The 15,024-nt window shown below is 41.6% G+C and carries 13 protein-coding genes and 1 pseudogene; 8 read left to right on the forward strand and 6 right to left on the reverse strand.

Annotated features, from left to right (window positions below; translation table 11 throughout):
* Positions 1-2 precede the first annotated feature (2 nt).
* The 6 genes and pseudogenes from Q0993_RS21855 to Q0993_RS01990 all read left to right on the forward strand — a co-directional run.
* A pseudogene (locus Q0993_RS21855) lies at positions 3-578 on the forward strand (phosphoribosylanthranilate isomerase); the annotation flags it as partial.
* A gap of 33 nt (positions 579-611) precedes the next feature.
* Entirely contained in the window at positions 612-1,832 is a 1,221-nt protein-coding gene (trpB, locus tag Q0993_RS01970; RefSeq protein ID WP_367279575.1) for a tryptophan synthase subunit beta, read from the forward strand.
* Between the two features lie 66 nt (positions 1,833-1,898).
* A complete protein-coding gene (gene trpA / locus Q0993_RS01975) occupies positions 1,899-2,660 on the forward strand; it encodes a tryptophan synthase subunit alpha (RefSeq protein ID WP_299529296.1) in 762 nt (253 codons plus the stop codon).
* A 192-nt stretch (positions 2,661-2,852) separates the two neighbouring features.
* Entirely contained in the window at positions 2,853-4,349 is a 1,497-nt protein-coding gene (locus Q0993_RS01980) for a M20/M25/M40 family metallo-hydrolase (protein WP_299529298.1), read from the forward strand.
* Positions 4,350-4,448: 99 nt separating this feature from the next.
* Entirely contained in the window at positions 4,449-5,570 is a 1,122-nt protein-coding gene (locus Q0993_RS01985; protein WP_299529300.1) for an adenylate/guanylate cyclase domain-containing protein, read from the forward strand.
* Between the two features lie 198 nt (positions 5,571-5,768).
* The gene (locus tag Q0993_RS01990; RefSeq protein ID WP_299529302.1) at positions 5,769-7,205 is read left to right on the forward strand and encodes a hypothetical protein; all 1,437 of its coding nucleotides are present in this window, start codon (positions 5,769-5,771) and stop codon (positions 7,203-7,205) included.
* 85 nt (positions 7,206-7,290) lie between these two features.
* Here Q0993_RS01990 and Q0993_RS01995 read toward each other — a convergent pair whose 3' ends face one another.
* Both Q0993_RS01995 and Q0993_RS02000 read right to left on the reverse strand, forming a co-directional pair.
* A complete protein-coding gene (locus tag Q0993_RS01995) occupies positions 7,291-9,837 on the reverse strand; it encodes a phosphoenolpyruvate carboxylase (protein ID WP_299529303.1) in 2,547 nt (848 codons plus the stop codon).
* Positions 9,838-10,000: 163 nt separating this feature from the next.
* Positions 10,001-10,660: a uracil-DNA glycosylase family protein gene (locus Q0993_RS02000; RefSeq protein ID WP_299529305.1), complete on the reverse strand. Its 660-nt coding sequence runs from the start codon at positions 10,658-10,660 to the stop codon at positions 10,001-10,003.
* 98 nt (positions 10,661-10,758) lie between these two features.
* Here Q0993_RS02000 and Q0993_RS02005 point away from each other — a divergent pair, with 98 nt between their 5' ends.
* Positions 10,759-10,887, forward strand: a complete 129-nt coding sequence (locus Q0993_RS02005) for a 30S ribosomal protein THX (protein ID WP_299529306.1) — start codon at positions 10,759-10,761, stop codon at positions 10,885-10,887.
* A 1-nt stretch (position 10,888) separates the two neighbouring features.
* On the opposite strand, the gene Q0993_RS02010 is transcribed toward Q0993_RS02005, so the two are convergent.
* From Q0993_RS02010 to Q0993_RS02025, 4 genes are all read right to left on the reverse strand, one after another.
* The gene (locus Q0993_RS02010) at positions 10,889-11,251 is read right to left on the reverse strand and encodes a hypothetical protein (RefSeq protein WP_299529308.1); all 363 of its coding nucleotides are present in this window, start codon (positions 11,249-11,251) and stop codon (positions 10,889-10,891) included.
* 56 nt (positions 11,252-11,307) lie between these two features.
* Positions 11,308-12,069: a peroxide stress protein YaaA gene (yaaA, locus tag Q0993_RS02015; protein ID WP_299529310.1), complete on the reverse strand. Its 762-nt coding sequence runs from the start codon at positions 12,067-12,069 to the stop codon at positions 11,308-11,310.
* A gap of 162 nt (positions 12,070-12,231) precedes the next feature.
* Entirely contained in the window at positions 12,232-13,260 is a 1,029-nt protein-coding gene (locus tag Q0993_RS02020) for an RluA family pseudouridine synthase (RefSeq protein ID WP_299529312.1), read from the reverse strand.
* Between the two features lie 5 nt (positions 13,261-13,265).
* Positions 13,266-13,853, reverse strand: a complete 588-nt coding sequence (locus Q0993_RS02025) for a PASTA domain-containing protein (protein ID WP_299529428.1) — start codon at positions 13,851-13,853, stop codon at positions 13,266-13,268.
* A gap of 183 nt (positions 13,854-14,036) precedes the next feature.
* Here Q0993_RS02025 and Q0993_RS02030 point away from each other — a divergent pair, with 183 nt between their 5' ends.
* Entirely contained in the window at positions 14,037-15,020 is a 984-nt protein-coding gene (locus Q0993_RS02030; protein WP_299529315.1) for a D-alanine--D-alanine ligase, read from the forward strand.
* Positions 15,021-15,024: the final 4 nt, after the last annotated feature.

The raw sequence follows: 15,024 nt of genomic DNA on the forward strand, positions 1-15,024 counted from the left end.
GAATGAAATACAATCCCCAGGAGGTCGCCGCTTTGCAACCAGATTATTTGGGTTTTATTTTTTGGGGCAAATCCCCACGTTCCTTTGATGGAGAAATTCCAGGGCTACCGGAAAACACTAAAAAAGTCGGGGTTTTTGTAGACGCTCCCCCAAACGAAATAATAGCCAAAATCGACAAGTATGGTTTACAGGCCGTACAATTGCATGGTAATGAGAGCCCCGAATTCTGTAAAGCGCTAAAACAGCATTACGCTCAAAAGCCAGTTAAAATCATCAAGGTATTTTCCATAAAGGCTGACTTTGATTTTGGGCTGTTGGACCCCTATGAAAACAGTTGCGATTACTTCCTTTTCGATACCAAGGGAAAGCTCCCAGGGGGCAATGGATATACCTTTGATTGGAAAGTCTTGCAAAATTATCCCGCTACCAAACCCTATTTTTTAAGCGGGGGTATCGGTTTGGAGGAGGTAGAATCACTAAGGGAATTTATGAGTCGGCCCGAAGCCAAGTATTGCCATGCCATTGACGTCAATAGTAGGTTTGAAATAGAACCGGGACTTAAAGAAATTGAGAAGCTAAAAAGGTTTAAAGAAAAATTGATGAAAAATGAAATGAATGTGACCCCCTCTTTGGGAAAAAGGTCGGCCAATAGTCTTTATCATGCCAATGAGAAAGGATATTATGGGGAGTTTGGAGGGGCTTTCATCCCGGAAATGTTGTATCCCAATACCGAGGAACTTCGCCAAAATTACATCCGGATTATGGAAGAACCTTCCTTTAAACAAGAATTTGATCAGTTGTTGAAGGACTATGTGGGAAGGCCTACCCCGATGTATTTTGCAGACCGTCTATCCAAAAAATATGGCGCTAAAATCTATCTTAAAAGGGAAGATCTGTGCCACACCGGGGCACATAAGGTAAACAATACCATCGGACAGATTTTGATGGCAAAAAAACTTGGCAAGAAAAGGATTATTGCAGAAACCGGAGCCGGACAGCATGGGGTTGCCACGGCCACCGTCTGCGCCCTTATGGGTATTGAATGTGTGATATACATGGGGGAAATCGATATTGCCCGTCAAGCTCCGAATGTGGCGCGGATGAAAATGTTGGGGGCCAAGGTACGGCCTGCCCTTTCCGGAAGTAGAACATTAAAGGACGCTACTAATGAGGCCATTCGGGATTGGATAAACAACCCAGTGGATACACATTATATTATCGGTTCTGTTGTTGGGCCACACCCTTATCCCGATATGGTGGCCCGGTTCCAATCCGTTATTTCGGAGGAAATTAAATGGCAATTAAAGGAAAAGGAAGGTCGTGAAAATCCGGATTATGTGGTGGCTTGTGTGGGTGGCGGAAGCAATGCAGCCGGGGCCTATTATCATTATTTGGATGACGGGGATGTAGGAATCATTGCTGTGGAGGCCGCAGGAAAGGGAATTGATTCCGGGGAAAGTGCCGCTACCTCAGCCTTAGGCGAGGTGGGTATTATTCATGGAAGCAAAACCTTGTTGATGCAGACCCAAGACGGTCAGATAACGGAACCCTATTCCATTTCGGCCGGTTTGGACTATCCTGGAGTCGGCCCGATGCATGCCCATTTATTCCGATCAGGTCGCGGCGAGTTTATTTCTATTACGGATGACGAGGCTATGACTGCCGGTCTGGAAGTAGCACAATTGGAAGGAATAATTCCAGCCATTGAGACATCCCACGCCTTCGCCATATTTGATTACAGGGAATTTAAGCAAGATGATATTGTAGTAATCAATTTATCCGGTAGAGGGGATAAGGATTTACAAACGTATATTGACTACTTTAAACTTTAGAAATTAGAAATTAGGTGTAAGATTTTCGATTGTATCGTCTTACATCTAGAATCCCTAATCTTGACTATGAATAGAATCAACCAAAAATTAAGGGAAGACGGAAAACTGCTATCCATCTATTTTACTGCAGGTTATCCCAATTTGGACGACACCGTAAAAATTATCGCCGAGTTGGAGAAAAACGGAGTGGATATGATAGAAATAGGTTTGCCTTTCAGCGACCCTTTGGCAGATGGGCCCACCATCCAGAAGAGTTCTACTGCCGCTCTCAAGAATGGGATGACTACTGAAATTCTTTTTGAACAGTTAAAGGATATTCGCAAAACCGTCTCCATTCCCTTGATCATCATGGGGTACTTTAATCCCGTTCTGCAATACGGTGTGGAAGCTTTTTGTAAAAAATGCCGGGAAATAGGAATCGATGGCCTTATTTTGCCAGATCTTCCTTTTGATGTCTACCAAGAGGAGTATGAGGACCTATTTAAAAAATATGGCCTTCTCAACACCTTTTTGATTACGCCTCAAACCAGTGATAAACGTATCCATCAAATTGATAATGCCTCCAAGGGATTCATTTATATGGTTAGTTCTGCCAGCACAACAGGTGCCAAGCAGGGATTCGGGGCGGAACAACAAAGTTATTTTGAGCGCATTGCTTCCTTACATCTCCAAAATCCACAGATCGTGGGTTTTGGCATCAGTAATTCGGATACTTTTGCGCAGGCAACGGAAAAGGCAAAAGGTGCCATTATTGGTTCAGCATTTATAAAGCATTTAACCCAAAATGGGGTAGATTCCATTGCAGGCTTTATTAAATCGATCCGGTAATAGAAAAATTGGTCAAAAATTGGAAAATCTTTCTGTTTCCATGCCTTACCATGGATTACGCCTCTTATTTTCCAAGACCTTACAATTTGAGGAAAATCAAATGGTTTATTTCTAAGATGTAAAAATTCAAGAAAGTTCTAGTTTTGCCCACGAATTTTCTACTTTTAAAATTCCAATTCACATATACATTCCATGAAAAAAGCGACACTGTTTTTTATCTTTTTGTCTACTATTTCCATTTTTTCGCAGGATACCTTACAACTTAAATCCCAAGTCGGTCAAAGTATCGATGAGCTTCGGGAATTTATAGCCATTCCCAATGATGCGGTAGATCATGCGGATATTAATCGAAATCTCACATGGTTAACCAAAAAATTCAATTTAAGGGGCTTCAATTCCTCCATTCTTCCCACTGAAGGAGAGTCCCTATTCTTTGCAGCCCTTCCCATGGAAGATGAAAAGCCGACCATTTTGTTTTACATGCATTTTGATGGGCAGCCTGTAGACCCATCTCAATGGAATCAACCCGACCCGTACAAAGTTGTTGTCAAATCCAGAAGTGGGGATGGTTGGAAAATCAAGTCCTTTGAAGACCTCAATGAAAATCTCGATTACGATTGGCGTTTGTTCGGTAGATCTACTTCAGACGATAAAGGTCCCATTATTATGTTATTGAGTGCTATTGATCTATTGCAAAAAAACAACGTTGAAATCCCCTTTAACATTAAGGTAATTTTGGATAGTGAGGAGGAAAAAGGCAGCAAACCCTTACCTAAGGCCGTGAAGGAATATAGAGAACTCTTGGAGGCGGATTTTTTGATCATTGCTGACGGACCGATGCATGTTTCGGATAAGCCCACATTGGTATACGGTTGTCGCGGAATCACCACAATGACACTGACCACCTATGGTCCCATGAAACCACAACACAGTGGACATTATGGCAATTATGCCCCAAACCCAGGTTTCTTGTTGGCGGAAGTGCTGGCCAGTATGAAAGATGAGCATGGTAAGGTTACGATAGATGGCTATTACGATGGAATCTCCCTGGACGACTCCACCTTGGAAATTCTGAAAAGCGTTCCCGATGACGTGAAAACCATTAATTCCAATCTCGCTATTAAAACGCCCGAAAAGGTCGGAAGTTTTTATCAGGAATCCCTGCAATATCCTTCTTTGAATGTAAGGGGCCTTGAATCTGGATGGGTTGGGGACGAGGTACGGACCATAGTACCGGCCACCGCTACCGTGGAGCTAGATTTGCGCCTCGTTCCCGAGACCGATGGCAATCGGCTAAAAGATTTGGTAAAAAAGCACATAGAACAGCAGGGTTTCTATATTACGGATACCGTTCCTACCAAAAAACAGCGCATGGAATACGATAAAATAATGAGAGTTCAGGAGGGTTCAACTATGGATGCATTTCGTACGAACCTGGATAACCCATATGGGACTGTTTTGGTCAATACGTTAAAAGATGCCTTTAGTGAAGATGTTGTTCAGATTAGGATTATGGGTGGTACCGTTCCAATCGCCCCTTTTATCAATGAACTGCAGATTCCCGCCTTTGTTGTTCCCATGGTTAACCCGGATAACAATCAGCATAGTCCCAACGAAAATTTGAAAATAGGTCAGTTGGCATATGGTATCAAGGCCTTTTATGAAATATTAAGTACATCAACCAATTGACAGGGATTCCAGGCCAATTAAACTGCAAATCAATTTGGCGGGGAAAACTTTCGGGCCGTACCGTTTCAAAGTAAAATCGAGTTAATTCATATACTAAAAGTGCTATCGCCCAAAACCAAAAGAAACATTGCTCGCATTATCCCTTTTGGAATCATTTGGTTGGTTTTGGCCTTGGTTTTCCTTACTACGGAACAGGTCATATTCAATAGCACGGATAGTTCGTCCTCTAGTGCCATTCAGGTAGATTACAAAGTTTTTGTTTTCGCTTGTCTGGCGGTCACAGGAGTGGGGCTTCTGGTTGGGACCATTGAACTTTTGTTTCTGAATAACCTATTTGCAAAAAAAAGCTTTCTAAAAAAAATTTCTTATAAACTGGTCCTATACCTGGCATTCTCGTTTACCATAATTCTGATAATGTTTCCGATCGCTGCTTCCATTGAACTTGAAACCCATGTTTTGGATAATCAGGTATGGAAAAAATACTTTGATTTTCTTAGTAGTGCCGAGTATCTAACTACTTTTTTGCAAATCATGGTTTCCTTGGGTATTTCACTTGTGTATGCCGAAATAAGTGACAATATTGGCCATGGGGTCTTGATCAATTTCTTTACGGGAAAATATCATACACCCAAGGAAGAGGAAAGAATATTTATGTTCGCCGATATGAAATCGTCCACGGCAATTGCGGAAACCTTGGGTCATATAAAATACTTTGAATTGCTCCGGATGTATTATGTTGATATTTCAAACGCCATAGTCAATAGTTATGGCGAAGTATATCAATATGTAGGAGACGAGATCGTGGTGTCCTGGAAATTTGAAAAAGGAATACAAAATAACAACTGTATCCAATGTTTTTTCAACATGAAAAGGGACCTCAAGAAAAAATCACATCGATACCAAAAACATTTTGATGTTTCCCCGGATTTTAAGGCCGGTTTTCACTTTGGGAAAGTAACTACCGGTGAAATCGGAGCTCTAAAGAAAGAAATAATATTTACGGGCGATGTTTTGAATACAACGGCTAGAATTCAATCCTTATGCAATGCAAATGCGGTTGATATCATTGTTTCGGATCATCTCTTGAACCATTTGAATCTTGGAAAGGAATTTAAGATCAGATCGTTAGGTGAGAACAAATTGAAAGGGAAAGAGAAAACAATTGCGCTAAGCACCCTATTTAGACATACTGCTGCTCCTTGGACCCCAAATGTCACATGATTACACGATTTTTATCTTAAAATAGCCTTGATTATTTTCCTCACTGGCCCATGTCAAAGGCTTCAGTTTCCTTAAATAAGGCAACTCTTTATCTAGTTCTAACAAAAACATCCGCAAAGTATCACAGCAAATTGATGCCTTTGTGAGCTTCCTGTTACGCTATAATTGGATTTTTAGGCAAACTTAAAAACCGAGAAAATGAAAAAGATTTATGCATTACCAATTTTAGCACTTCTGCTGTTGACAGCAAGTTGTGAAGATGACAATGAGGCCGTTGCTCCAGAGCAGGAGGTAGAGGTGGTACCGGTAGCGGGTACTATCTCCGGGGGACCCTTTTACTTTTGTGTTGACGGTACTTCGGATTTTGTAAGCGATGTCTCCATTGACAACACGGATGCCGTTGGTGACAATAGCACCTGGGTCATTACCGATGAGGATGGAAATATCCTTGGTCTTCCACCAACGCTGGACGATGTAGGCGGTGTTGATTTTGACGGAGCCGGGCCAGGGATCTGTTTTATCTGGTACCTACGCTACGAAGACGGCCTTGTAGGTGCTGAAATGGGCATGAATGTAGATGATCTGCAAGGAACTTTTGACCTTTCCAACTCCATAGAAGTAACCCGTAGTCAACCCAATGCGGGAACCCTTTCTGGAGGACCTTATGAATTTATGGTCGACGGCACACCGGACTTTGTGACGGAACTATCCTTAGACGATACCGATGTAGCCGGCACTAATAGTACCTGGGTTATTACAGATGACGAAGGGAATATCCTTGGTCTCCCACCTACTTTAGAGGCTGTTAAGGGTGTTGATTTTGATGGGGCCGGAGCAGGGGTCTGCTTTATCTGGTACCTGCGCTATGAAGATGGTCTTGTAGGTGCCGAGATGGGCATGAATGCCAATGATTTGGAGGGATGTTTTAGTCTTTCCAATTCAATACAAGTAACTCGGCTAATGGGTGCCAATGCCGGTGAAATTGCAGGTGGCCCCTATGATTTCTGTATTGATGGAACCCCTGATTTTGTCGATGGAATTACACTTGATAGCTCAGAGGCCTATGGAAGTGAGAGCTCTTGGGTCATTACAGATGATGAAGGAAACATTTTAGGATTGCCACCAACCCTGGAAGCGGTTAAGGGTGTTGATTTCGATGGCGCCGGCCCAGGTGTTTGCCTCATTTGGTATTTGCGCTATGAAGGAGAATTGGAAGGTGCGGAAGTAGGCATGAACGCCAACAATTTAAAAGGGAATTTTGACCTCTCCAATCCTCTGACCGTAAATCGTAGAAAAACAGAAGCTGGAACCCTATATGGTGGCCCCTTTACCTTTAAGGTGGATGGTACCCCGGATATGGTAAGCGGGATTACTTTGGATGATTCCGAGGCTTCGGGAACCAACAGCACTTGGGTGATTACGGATGATACTGGGAAAATTTTAGGTCTACCGCCAACCCTTGAAGCAGTAGAGGGTGTTAATTTTGATGATGCCGGTGTTGGTGTATGCTTTATTTGGTACCTACGCTATGAAGATGGCCTAAAAGGAGCCGAAATGGGTATGAATGCCAACGATTTGGAAGGATGTTTTGACCTGTCAAACTATATTAAGGTAAAAAGGGAACTGCCCCACTAAAAAGTAAGTTCAACTTAACATAATACTGGGAAAGCCTGCAAATAGAATTTGCGGGCTTTTTGTTTTTTCCAGCAAAGAAAAAGGGCTATGCCGAGTTTCTACTGGCATTAATGTTTCCGTATAATGATCGGGTCACAATCTTTTCGTATAAATCCTTATGGTCGGCATTTTGTCCTATTTTTTGAAGTGCATATTGCTGAATGACCAGTAGAGGCAATACAATGTTTTCCCGAATCTTAACCGATTCCCTGGACAACTCCTCATCCTGCATTAAAATGGAATAACCGGAAATGAGCAATAACATTTCTTTGGAGAGCTTGTACTCCTCATGAAGAATATTCCAAAACTCACTGTAGGCCTCGTCTTCCTTCATATATGTGGTAAGCTCAAAATAGCACTTGGACAAGGACATCATACTATTTAGCATCAGCGCTTTAAAAAAGGGTACCTCCTTATAGAGTTTCTTGACCTCCCCTATTCTACCCTCATCCTTAAGAGCCTTGATTGCCGTACCCAAACCAAAATAACCGGGTACGTTTTGTTTTAATTGGCTCCAAGAACCTACAAAGGATATGGCTCTTAGGTCGGTAAGTTCCAGTTTTTTCTTATTTCCCCTCTTTCCGGGTCTACTTCCAATATTAGCTTTGGTATAATATTTTAGGGTACTTCGGTTTTCCAAGTATGGAATGAACATCTCATGGTTCTTTAGTGCATCGTACTTGGCAAAACTCAATTCCGATAACTCCTCGATCAGTTTTCTCGATGCTCTTGAAATAATATGCTCTTTTCCAAATAGATTATTGGACAATCCAGCAGTAAGCAACTGTTCCGAATTGTGCATAAATTGTTCCTTATTCCCATAGGTACTTGTTATGGTCTGACCCTGAATGGTAAGCTGGATCTCATGATTGGCCACATCCTTGGTCTGTGCTGCATAAAACCGATGGGTCTTGCCCCCACCCCTTGCCGGTGGTCCGCCACGTCCATCAAAGAAAATGGCCCTTATCCCATTTTTCTTGCATACTTTGGACAAGGTTTCCTTGGTCTTCAAAATAGACCAGTTGGCTTTTAGATACCCCCCATCCTTGGTACCATCTGAAAAGCCCAGCATCATGGTATGGGTTTCGTTCCTACGGCCCAAATGTGCCCTATATTCTGGCAAGTCAAAGAGCGATTGCATTACGGCCTCCGAATTCTCCATTCCCCTCATGGTCTCGAAAAGTGGGACAATATCAAAACTGATCTTATTAGCCTCCCAACCGCACCATCTGAACAATCCGTAAACAAAAAGTACCGAAAAAATGTCCTCGGAATTACTAATGATATAGCGGTTGCAGCCTTCCTCTCCATTCTTTTTCTGGATGTCTGCCAACTGCGATATATTTTGGATGGTATCCCTAACTATCGCATCCTCAAAGTCCGCCGGATCCAATGTCCATTTTTCTTTCAGAAGGATACGGGTCATTTGAGTATCGCTTAGCTCACCCAATTCCTCCTTGATTATCCCTTTTCGCTTGAGCACGCTTTCCACAACCAGTTTATGCTTGCTATGATCCTGTCGAATATCGAGCGTTGCAAAATGGGTCTTGAAAATTCTTACCTTGTCTATAAAATAATCCAATTCCTTTACATATAGGGAGTGGTAATCGTTTATCAATATATCGCGGATATTGCCTAACGGCTCAATGATATCCTCATAATCCATGGGTTTTTGGGAATCGAACATGGCAATGTAAAGATTGTCTCTAAGGCTATTTAAAGGTTTCCGTAAACGCTTAAAGGTCAATTTTTTGCGCAATTGTTTTAAATCATTGTAATAGCACTTCATCAGTGTAATACGGAGTTCATCCGCTACGGCTTTGGTCATCTCAGCGGTGACAAAAGGATTGCCATCGCGATCTCCCCCTGGCCAAAAGCCTAATTTCATAATATTGTAATTATCAAAATCCGCATCCTTGATATTGTTCTTGATGTAGGCGAAAAGTTCTCCCATGGCATCATAGTATACATTTCTAAGGATGTAAATGATATTCTTGGCCTCGTCCAGAGGGGTGGGCTTTTGAGCATTGATCAAGGAAGTAAGCCCCAATTGTTGTAAGGTTAAATCGATGTCATTGATGCGATCTTCCAAAATTAGGGAACGTAAATCTTCCATTATATCCAGCACGGCCGGAGTATAAAATTGTGTAGGATGAGCGGTGAGTACTATGCGGGCACTAAACGTGGATAATTTCTTGGCGATTTTGTCCCAGCTTTTGTTTTCGTTTACCAATTGAAAATAATCCTTTATGGACAAGGAAGTCGTATGTTGGTGCAACTTGGGAAAAGCCGCGTCCTCAACGCTGTCATAAAGCACTACTTGTCTTTCTACGTATTGAACTATACGGAACATGAAGTCTATCCTATCCTTTTCAGATTCAACATTGGCGTAGTTCTGAAAAAAGGCATCCAATATTTCCTGTGGTTTTTTTCCGGATTTCAGTCCCTTTTCGCATTGTTCAAAAAGCAAGGGAATCAACATACCCACATTCTCAATGTTCCTGTAGGGAAGATTAAGGAACAGGCTATTATATACGTTGAATCTATTAGTGACCGATTTCTTGAACTCCTCTAATTTTTCTGATCGTTGCATAAGTGGATAAAAATTGAACTTTAGGTAATTTGCCTAGAAAAGCAAGATGGTAAATATCAGCATTATTGGGCAATTCCCGGTAGGTTTCCTATCAAAATAACAAAATAAGGCTTGGACATCACAAAATGAACAAGGGTACCGATCCACTACCATAAAAGTGGGTTTAAAAAAATACCTTGTACTGCAATATCCTAAAATCCAAGGTGTTGAAATCAGGATTTTCCCTTTTCTTTTTTTTGTAAGTCTCCAAACTTCCTACAGCTCGGTTTGCCGCTCCGGAAGGCGCGGTCAACGATACTGTTTTTATGGTTCTTTGGGTTTGGGGCAATACAAAAGAATGTATTCTGGGAATGTCATCGGAAATTAGGTTCAATTCCAAACTGAATGCCTTTAAGTGTTTTCTAAAAAAGTATTCCGGCCCGTTTTTGCTATTACCTCCGGTGAACAAAAGCGTGTTTACATTGGGCAATTCCGTTAAATAACCTATTAGATTTCTAAGCTTTATATTACTCATTCCTAGGTCCGAAGCATTTATCTTTGCCCTTTCAGCACTTTCGACAATATCACAAATACCTATTTTTCTGTCCCTCAAAAAATCCATACGCTGTCTTATGGCCTCTTCAGAGGTCTCAAATTTTAGTTCAAGCTTAAAAATACGGTCTAGAATAGGCCAAAGCTGTCCATCCCTACTGCCATAACAAAAATCCACATCGCCTTTCTTTAAATCACCTATAGTAAATCTGGGAGGTGGCAATGTTCCTACAATGAGCTTGGTGGCCTCTGGAAAAAGGAATGGTCGGTAAGGATGGGTGTGCAAAAACATAGGGTAATCTTAAACTAATATCCTTTGTCTTCCAACCAAGGATTGTATTTACCATGGCAATTTCGTAAATTATGATGTATTTCTTTAAAACAAGACCCATGGGGAAAGGGGACATCAAAACCAGAAGAGGAAAAATTGCCAACCGCTCACATGGTGCCAGGAGGCCCAGAAAGATAAAAAAAAGGGTAACCGTTGAGGAAAAAATAAGTGCTTCGAAAAAGAAGTGACCTAATAATCTATTCGAAAGTTAAGGTTTACATTGCCATCAGCGGTGATATCAAGTTCATAGGTGTAGAATCCTATGGGTAATGGAGTTTCTCCAACAAAATCAATAGGTTGTAAGGTAAACGTTTCCTCTCCCGATCTAATTTGTACGAATGCATATTGAAAGGCCGTTTCATATACAAGATACCCGGAATAGTCACCTGACGCTACATTTTCGTAAACCTCCTCGGCATCCGCAACCTGAACCTCATCAAAGTTTCTATTACTGGCATTTTTTATACGGATGTTTATGGCATCAACATCGTCATCCCTATCCGTGCAACCAAGCGTTAAGAGAGTCAGCGCGAAAATAAAAAATCGTTTCATCCTTATTTTTTAAGAAAGATGTTATAAGGATAGAACGGTTGCTTTGGAAAAATATTCTATCGGACAAAAACAGGTTGGTTTTCCTTTAGGGTATGCTCCTTACTATACAGATAATCATCATAATCAAATCCTCTGACGTCATCCAAGGTTTTCGCATTTGTATCCAAGATATAGCGCACCATAGAGCCCCGGGCCTTTTTTGCAAAAAAGCTAATAACCTTAAGCTTATCGTTCTTCCAATCTTTAAAAATTGGTGTAATGACCGGCACCTTTAGTGCCTTCTCATCAATGGCACCAAAATATTCGTTGCTGGCCAAATTAAGGAAAAGTTCGTCACTCTCCATTTCAGAATTTAGGTGGGCGGTCAAATCCTTTTTCCAGAATTCGTACAAATTCCTTTTTCTGTTCACCCTCAGTTGGGTTCCCATTTCCAGGCGATAGGGCTGTACCAGGTCCAAAGGTCTTAGAATACCGTATAATCCTGAAAGGATGCGAAGTGTATCCTGTAACTTTTCCAATTTTTCTTCAGGAATGGTATAGGCATCCAGACCTTGATATACATCCCCATTAAAAGCGTACATGGCAGGGCGTGCATTCTCAGGCGTAAAGGGTGTAGTGAACTTTTGATTGCGTTCCCAGTTCAGCTGGGCCAAATTATCTGAAATGCTCATTAATTTGGATAACGCCCTAGGTTTCTTCTTTAGTAAAACCTTATTGAGTCTTTTGGAGTGTTCCAAAAACTGTGGCTCCGAATATTTTGAACTCGGTAGTTCACTTTCAAAGTCCAGCGACTTGGCAGGGGAAATTACGATTTTCATCTGTTTCTTGATTTAGACAGACTAAAATAACAATGATTTTGGGATAATGTCCTCAAATACGGAAAGAGTTTTCGATAACTCTATATGAAAAAATAATACTGTAAACCGGAAAACTATCGTGAAGCTAATTTTCTGCTCAAGGCCGTCCTAAGAATTGATGATTTACCCCCTACTCTGTTTGGAATACCCCCTCCATTTTTCGATGCATTGCATCATATCATCTGGAATTACGGAATCGAATTGCATTTGTTTCCCGGTTTTGGGATGTACGAAGCCTAGCGTCTTGGCATGCAGAGCTTGGCGTGGCAAGGCCTTGAAACAATTTTCCACAAACTGTCTATACTTTGTAAAGACCGTACCTTTTAGAATTCGGTCTCCGCCGTATCTAACATCGTTGAACAATGTATGGCCTATATGTTTCATATGCACCCTGATCTGATGGGTCCGGCCGGTCTCCAACTTACAGGAAACCAGGGTTACGTATCCCAGACGCTCCAGTACCTTGTAGTGTGTGATGGCCTCCTTACCTTCTTCTCCGTCCGGGAATACCTGCATCTGTAATCTGTTTTTAGGGTTTCGTCCAATATGACCTTCTATTTTTCCCGTATCATTATCCATGTTGCCCCATACCAAAGCTACATATTCACGTTCCGAGGTTTTATCGAAAAATTGCTTGGCCAAGTGGGTCATAGCAGCTTCGGTCTTGGCCACTACCAACAATCCTGACGTATCCTTATCTATACGATGCACTAGTCCAGGGCGTTCGTTGGTATTCATGGGGAGATGTTCCAGATGATGAATAAGTCCATTGATCAACGTCCCCGAATAGTTGCCATGACCTGGATGCACCACCATTCCGGGAGGTTTGTCTACGACCAGTAAAGTCTCGTCCTCATAAACGATGTTAAGCGGAATATTTTCCGGAACCAATAACAACTCATGCGGCGGATGCTCAAAAAGCACTTTTACTTCATCACCTGCCTTCACTTTGTAATTCTGCTTTACAATAGCGTCATTTACCCAAATATTTCCGGTTTTGGCCGCTTGTTGAATCTTGTTTCGCGTAGCGTTCTCTATGAAGTTCATCAAAAATTTGTCCACCCGCAGGGGTTCTTGCCCTTTTGAGGCCACAAATCTAAAATGTTCAAACAGCTCGTCCCCATCAAGTTCACGGGTACCTTGTTCTTCCATAATCTTTAGTTGGACTGTGCCTGGATCCGAGCACTATCCGGGATAGTCCCGTTTCCACAGACCAGCTCTATTTTAGAAGTTTTTGGTAGTTTATCTCCGGGTTTTATATCCTTACCCTTATACTTTATATAGTATACCATATCCTTACCCAACTGATCAATGTAAGTTACCCGCTGTACATCCAGGCCTACGGCCCGCAACATGGAAGAGGCATTCCTTTGGGTCACTTGGATAATATTCGGTACCGTAACTTTCTTGTATCCCGAGGGGTTCACGGTAAAATAAATCTTCCGATTTTCCTTTACCTTGCTACCGGCAGATGGATCTTGTTCTATGATGGAGAATCTAGGATATGTGGGATCGTAGTTGGCGGAATCCAATACTTCAAATCGCAATCCGGCCTCCTCTACAGCATTGCGCATTTCCATTACAGACATTTTTGAAAAATCGGGTACAACAACAAATTCTCCGTGGTTCGTTGTACTGTTCAACCAACGAAGGCTTAAAAATATAAGACCTATCAAAACCAACAAGGATAAGCCTATCTGTATCAAAAAGGTTTTGCTCTTTAGAAAATTGAAAAAACTTCTCATGGTCAAATAATCGTCGGACAAAGATAGGAAATGAGCCAAAACAAATGGTTTTAACCCTTTAAAAGTTGATGGATCCTATCCTTGTTTACTAAAAAATCAATACGTGGTTGTGCCATGGAATTGTTTTTTACTTACTTTGGGCTTTGGACGGCATGGCCTGCCAACTTCCTATTGAATTATACTATGAAAAAAAGTATCGCCATTATTATGGGCGGGTATTCCAGCGAGTATCAAATTTCCCTCAAAAGTGGAAACGTGGTCTATGAGTGTCTGAACAAGGCTAAATTTGATGCATACCGAATCCATATTTTAAAGGAGAAATGGGTCTACGTTGATGATGCCAAAAATGAGATTTCCGTAAATCGTCATGATTTTTCGGTCACTATTAAGAATAGTACCATTCATTTTGACTGTGTTTTTAATGCAATTCATGGTACACCAGGTGAGAATGGTCTTATGCAGGCTTATTTTGAATTATTGGGCATTCCCCATACTTCCTGCGGTCACTACCAATCGGCCCTAACTTTTAATAAGCGTGATCTTCTCAGTGTTTTGAAGCCCTACGGTATAAAATCTGCGGCTTCCTATTATTTGAATTTTGGCGATACCATAGACGAGGATGCCATTATTGAACGGGTATCACTACCCTGCTTCGTAAAAGCAAACCGCGCGGGAAGTAGTTTTGGTATATCTAAGGTTTACAGGAAAGAAGATCTAAGGCAGGCAATTGAGAAGGCATATAAAGAGGATGATGAAATCCTTATTGAGGCATTCTTGGATGGAACCGAAGTTTCCGTAGGTGTAATTACTTACAATGGAAAGACTAAGGTGTTACCTATTACCGAGATAACCACGGAAAATGACTTTTTTGATTATGAGGCCAAATATGAAGGAAAATCCCAGGAAATTACACCTGCTAGAATATCCGGTGATCAAGAAAAAAAGGTTACGGAATTGGCCAAACGTGCTTATGAGGTTATTAAGATGAAAGGATTTTCAAGGAGTGAGTTCATTTTTGTGAATAATGAACCCTATATGCTGGAAATGAACACCACACCTGGGCTTACCAAGGAAAGTATTCTGCCCGAACAAGCACGCGTAGCCGGAATATCCCTTTCTACCCTTTTTGAAAGTGCCATTGACGAGGCTTTACGGGAAAATACCTAACTTT

Source organism: Ulvibacterium sp. (assembly GCF_028285715.1).
Taxonomy (GTDB): Bacteria; Bacteroidota; Bacteroidia; order Flavobacteriales; family Flavobacteriaceae; genus Ulvibacterium.

Bases quoted from the DNA above. Each gene is read 5' to 3' on its own strand.
- trpB (WP_367279575.1), top strand. From the start codon at position 612: ATGAATGTGACCCCCTCTTTGGGAAAAAGGTCGGCCAATAGTCTTTAT.
- trpA (WP_299529296.1), top strand. From the start codon at position 1,899: ATGAATAGAATCAACCAAAAATTAAGGGAAGACGGAAAACTGCTATCC.
- Q0993_RS01980 (WP_299529298.1), top strand. From the start codon at position 2,853: ATGAAAAAAGCGACACTGTTTTTTATCTTTTTGTCTACTATTTCCATT.
- Q0993_RS01990 (WP_299529302.1), top strand. From the start codon at position 5,769: ATGAAAAAGATTTATGCATTACCAATTTTAGCACTTCTGCTGTTGACA.
- Q0993_RS01995 (WP_299529303.1), bottom strand. From the start codon at position 9,837: ATGCAACGATCAGAAAAATTAGAGGAGTTCAAGAAATCGGTCACTAAT.
- Q0993_RS02000 (WP_299529305.1), bottom strand. From the start codon at position 10,660: ATGTTTTTGCACACCCATCCTTACCGACCATTCCTTTTTCCAGAGGCC.
- Q0993_RS02005 (WP_299529306.1), top strand. From the start codon at position 10,759: ATGGGGAAAGGGGACATCAAAACCAGAAGAGGAAAAATTGCCAACCGC.
- Q0993_RS02010 (WP_299529308.1), bottom strand. From the start codon at position 11,251: ATGAAACGATTTTTTATTTTCGCGCTGACTCTCTTAACGCTTGGTTGC.
- yaaA (WP_299529310.1), bottom strand. From the start codon at position 12,069: ATGAAAATCGTAATTTCCCCTGCCAAGTCGCTGGACTTTGAAAGTGAA.
- Q0993_RS02020 (WP_299529312.1), bottom strand. From the start codon at position 13,260: ATGGAAGAACAAGGTACCCGTGAACTTGATGGGGACGAGCTGTTTGAA.
- Q0993_RS02025 (WP_299529428.1), bottom strand. From the start codon at position 13,853: ATGAGAAGTTTTTTCAATTTTCTAAAGAGCAAAACCTTTTTGATACAG.
- Q0993_RS02030 (WP_299529315.1), top strand. From the start codon at position 14,037: ATGAAAAAAAGTATCGCCATTATTATGGGCGGGTATTCCAGCGAGTAT.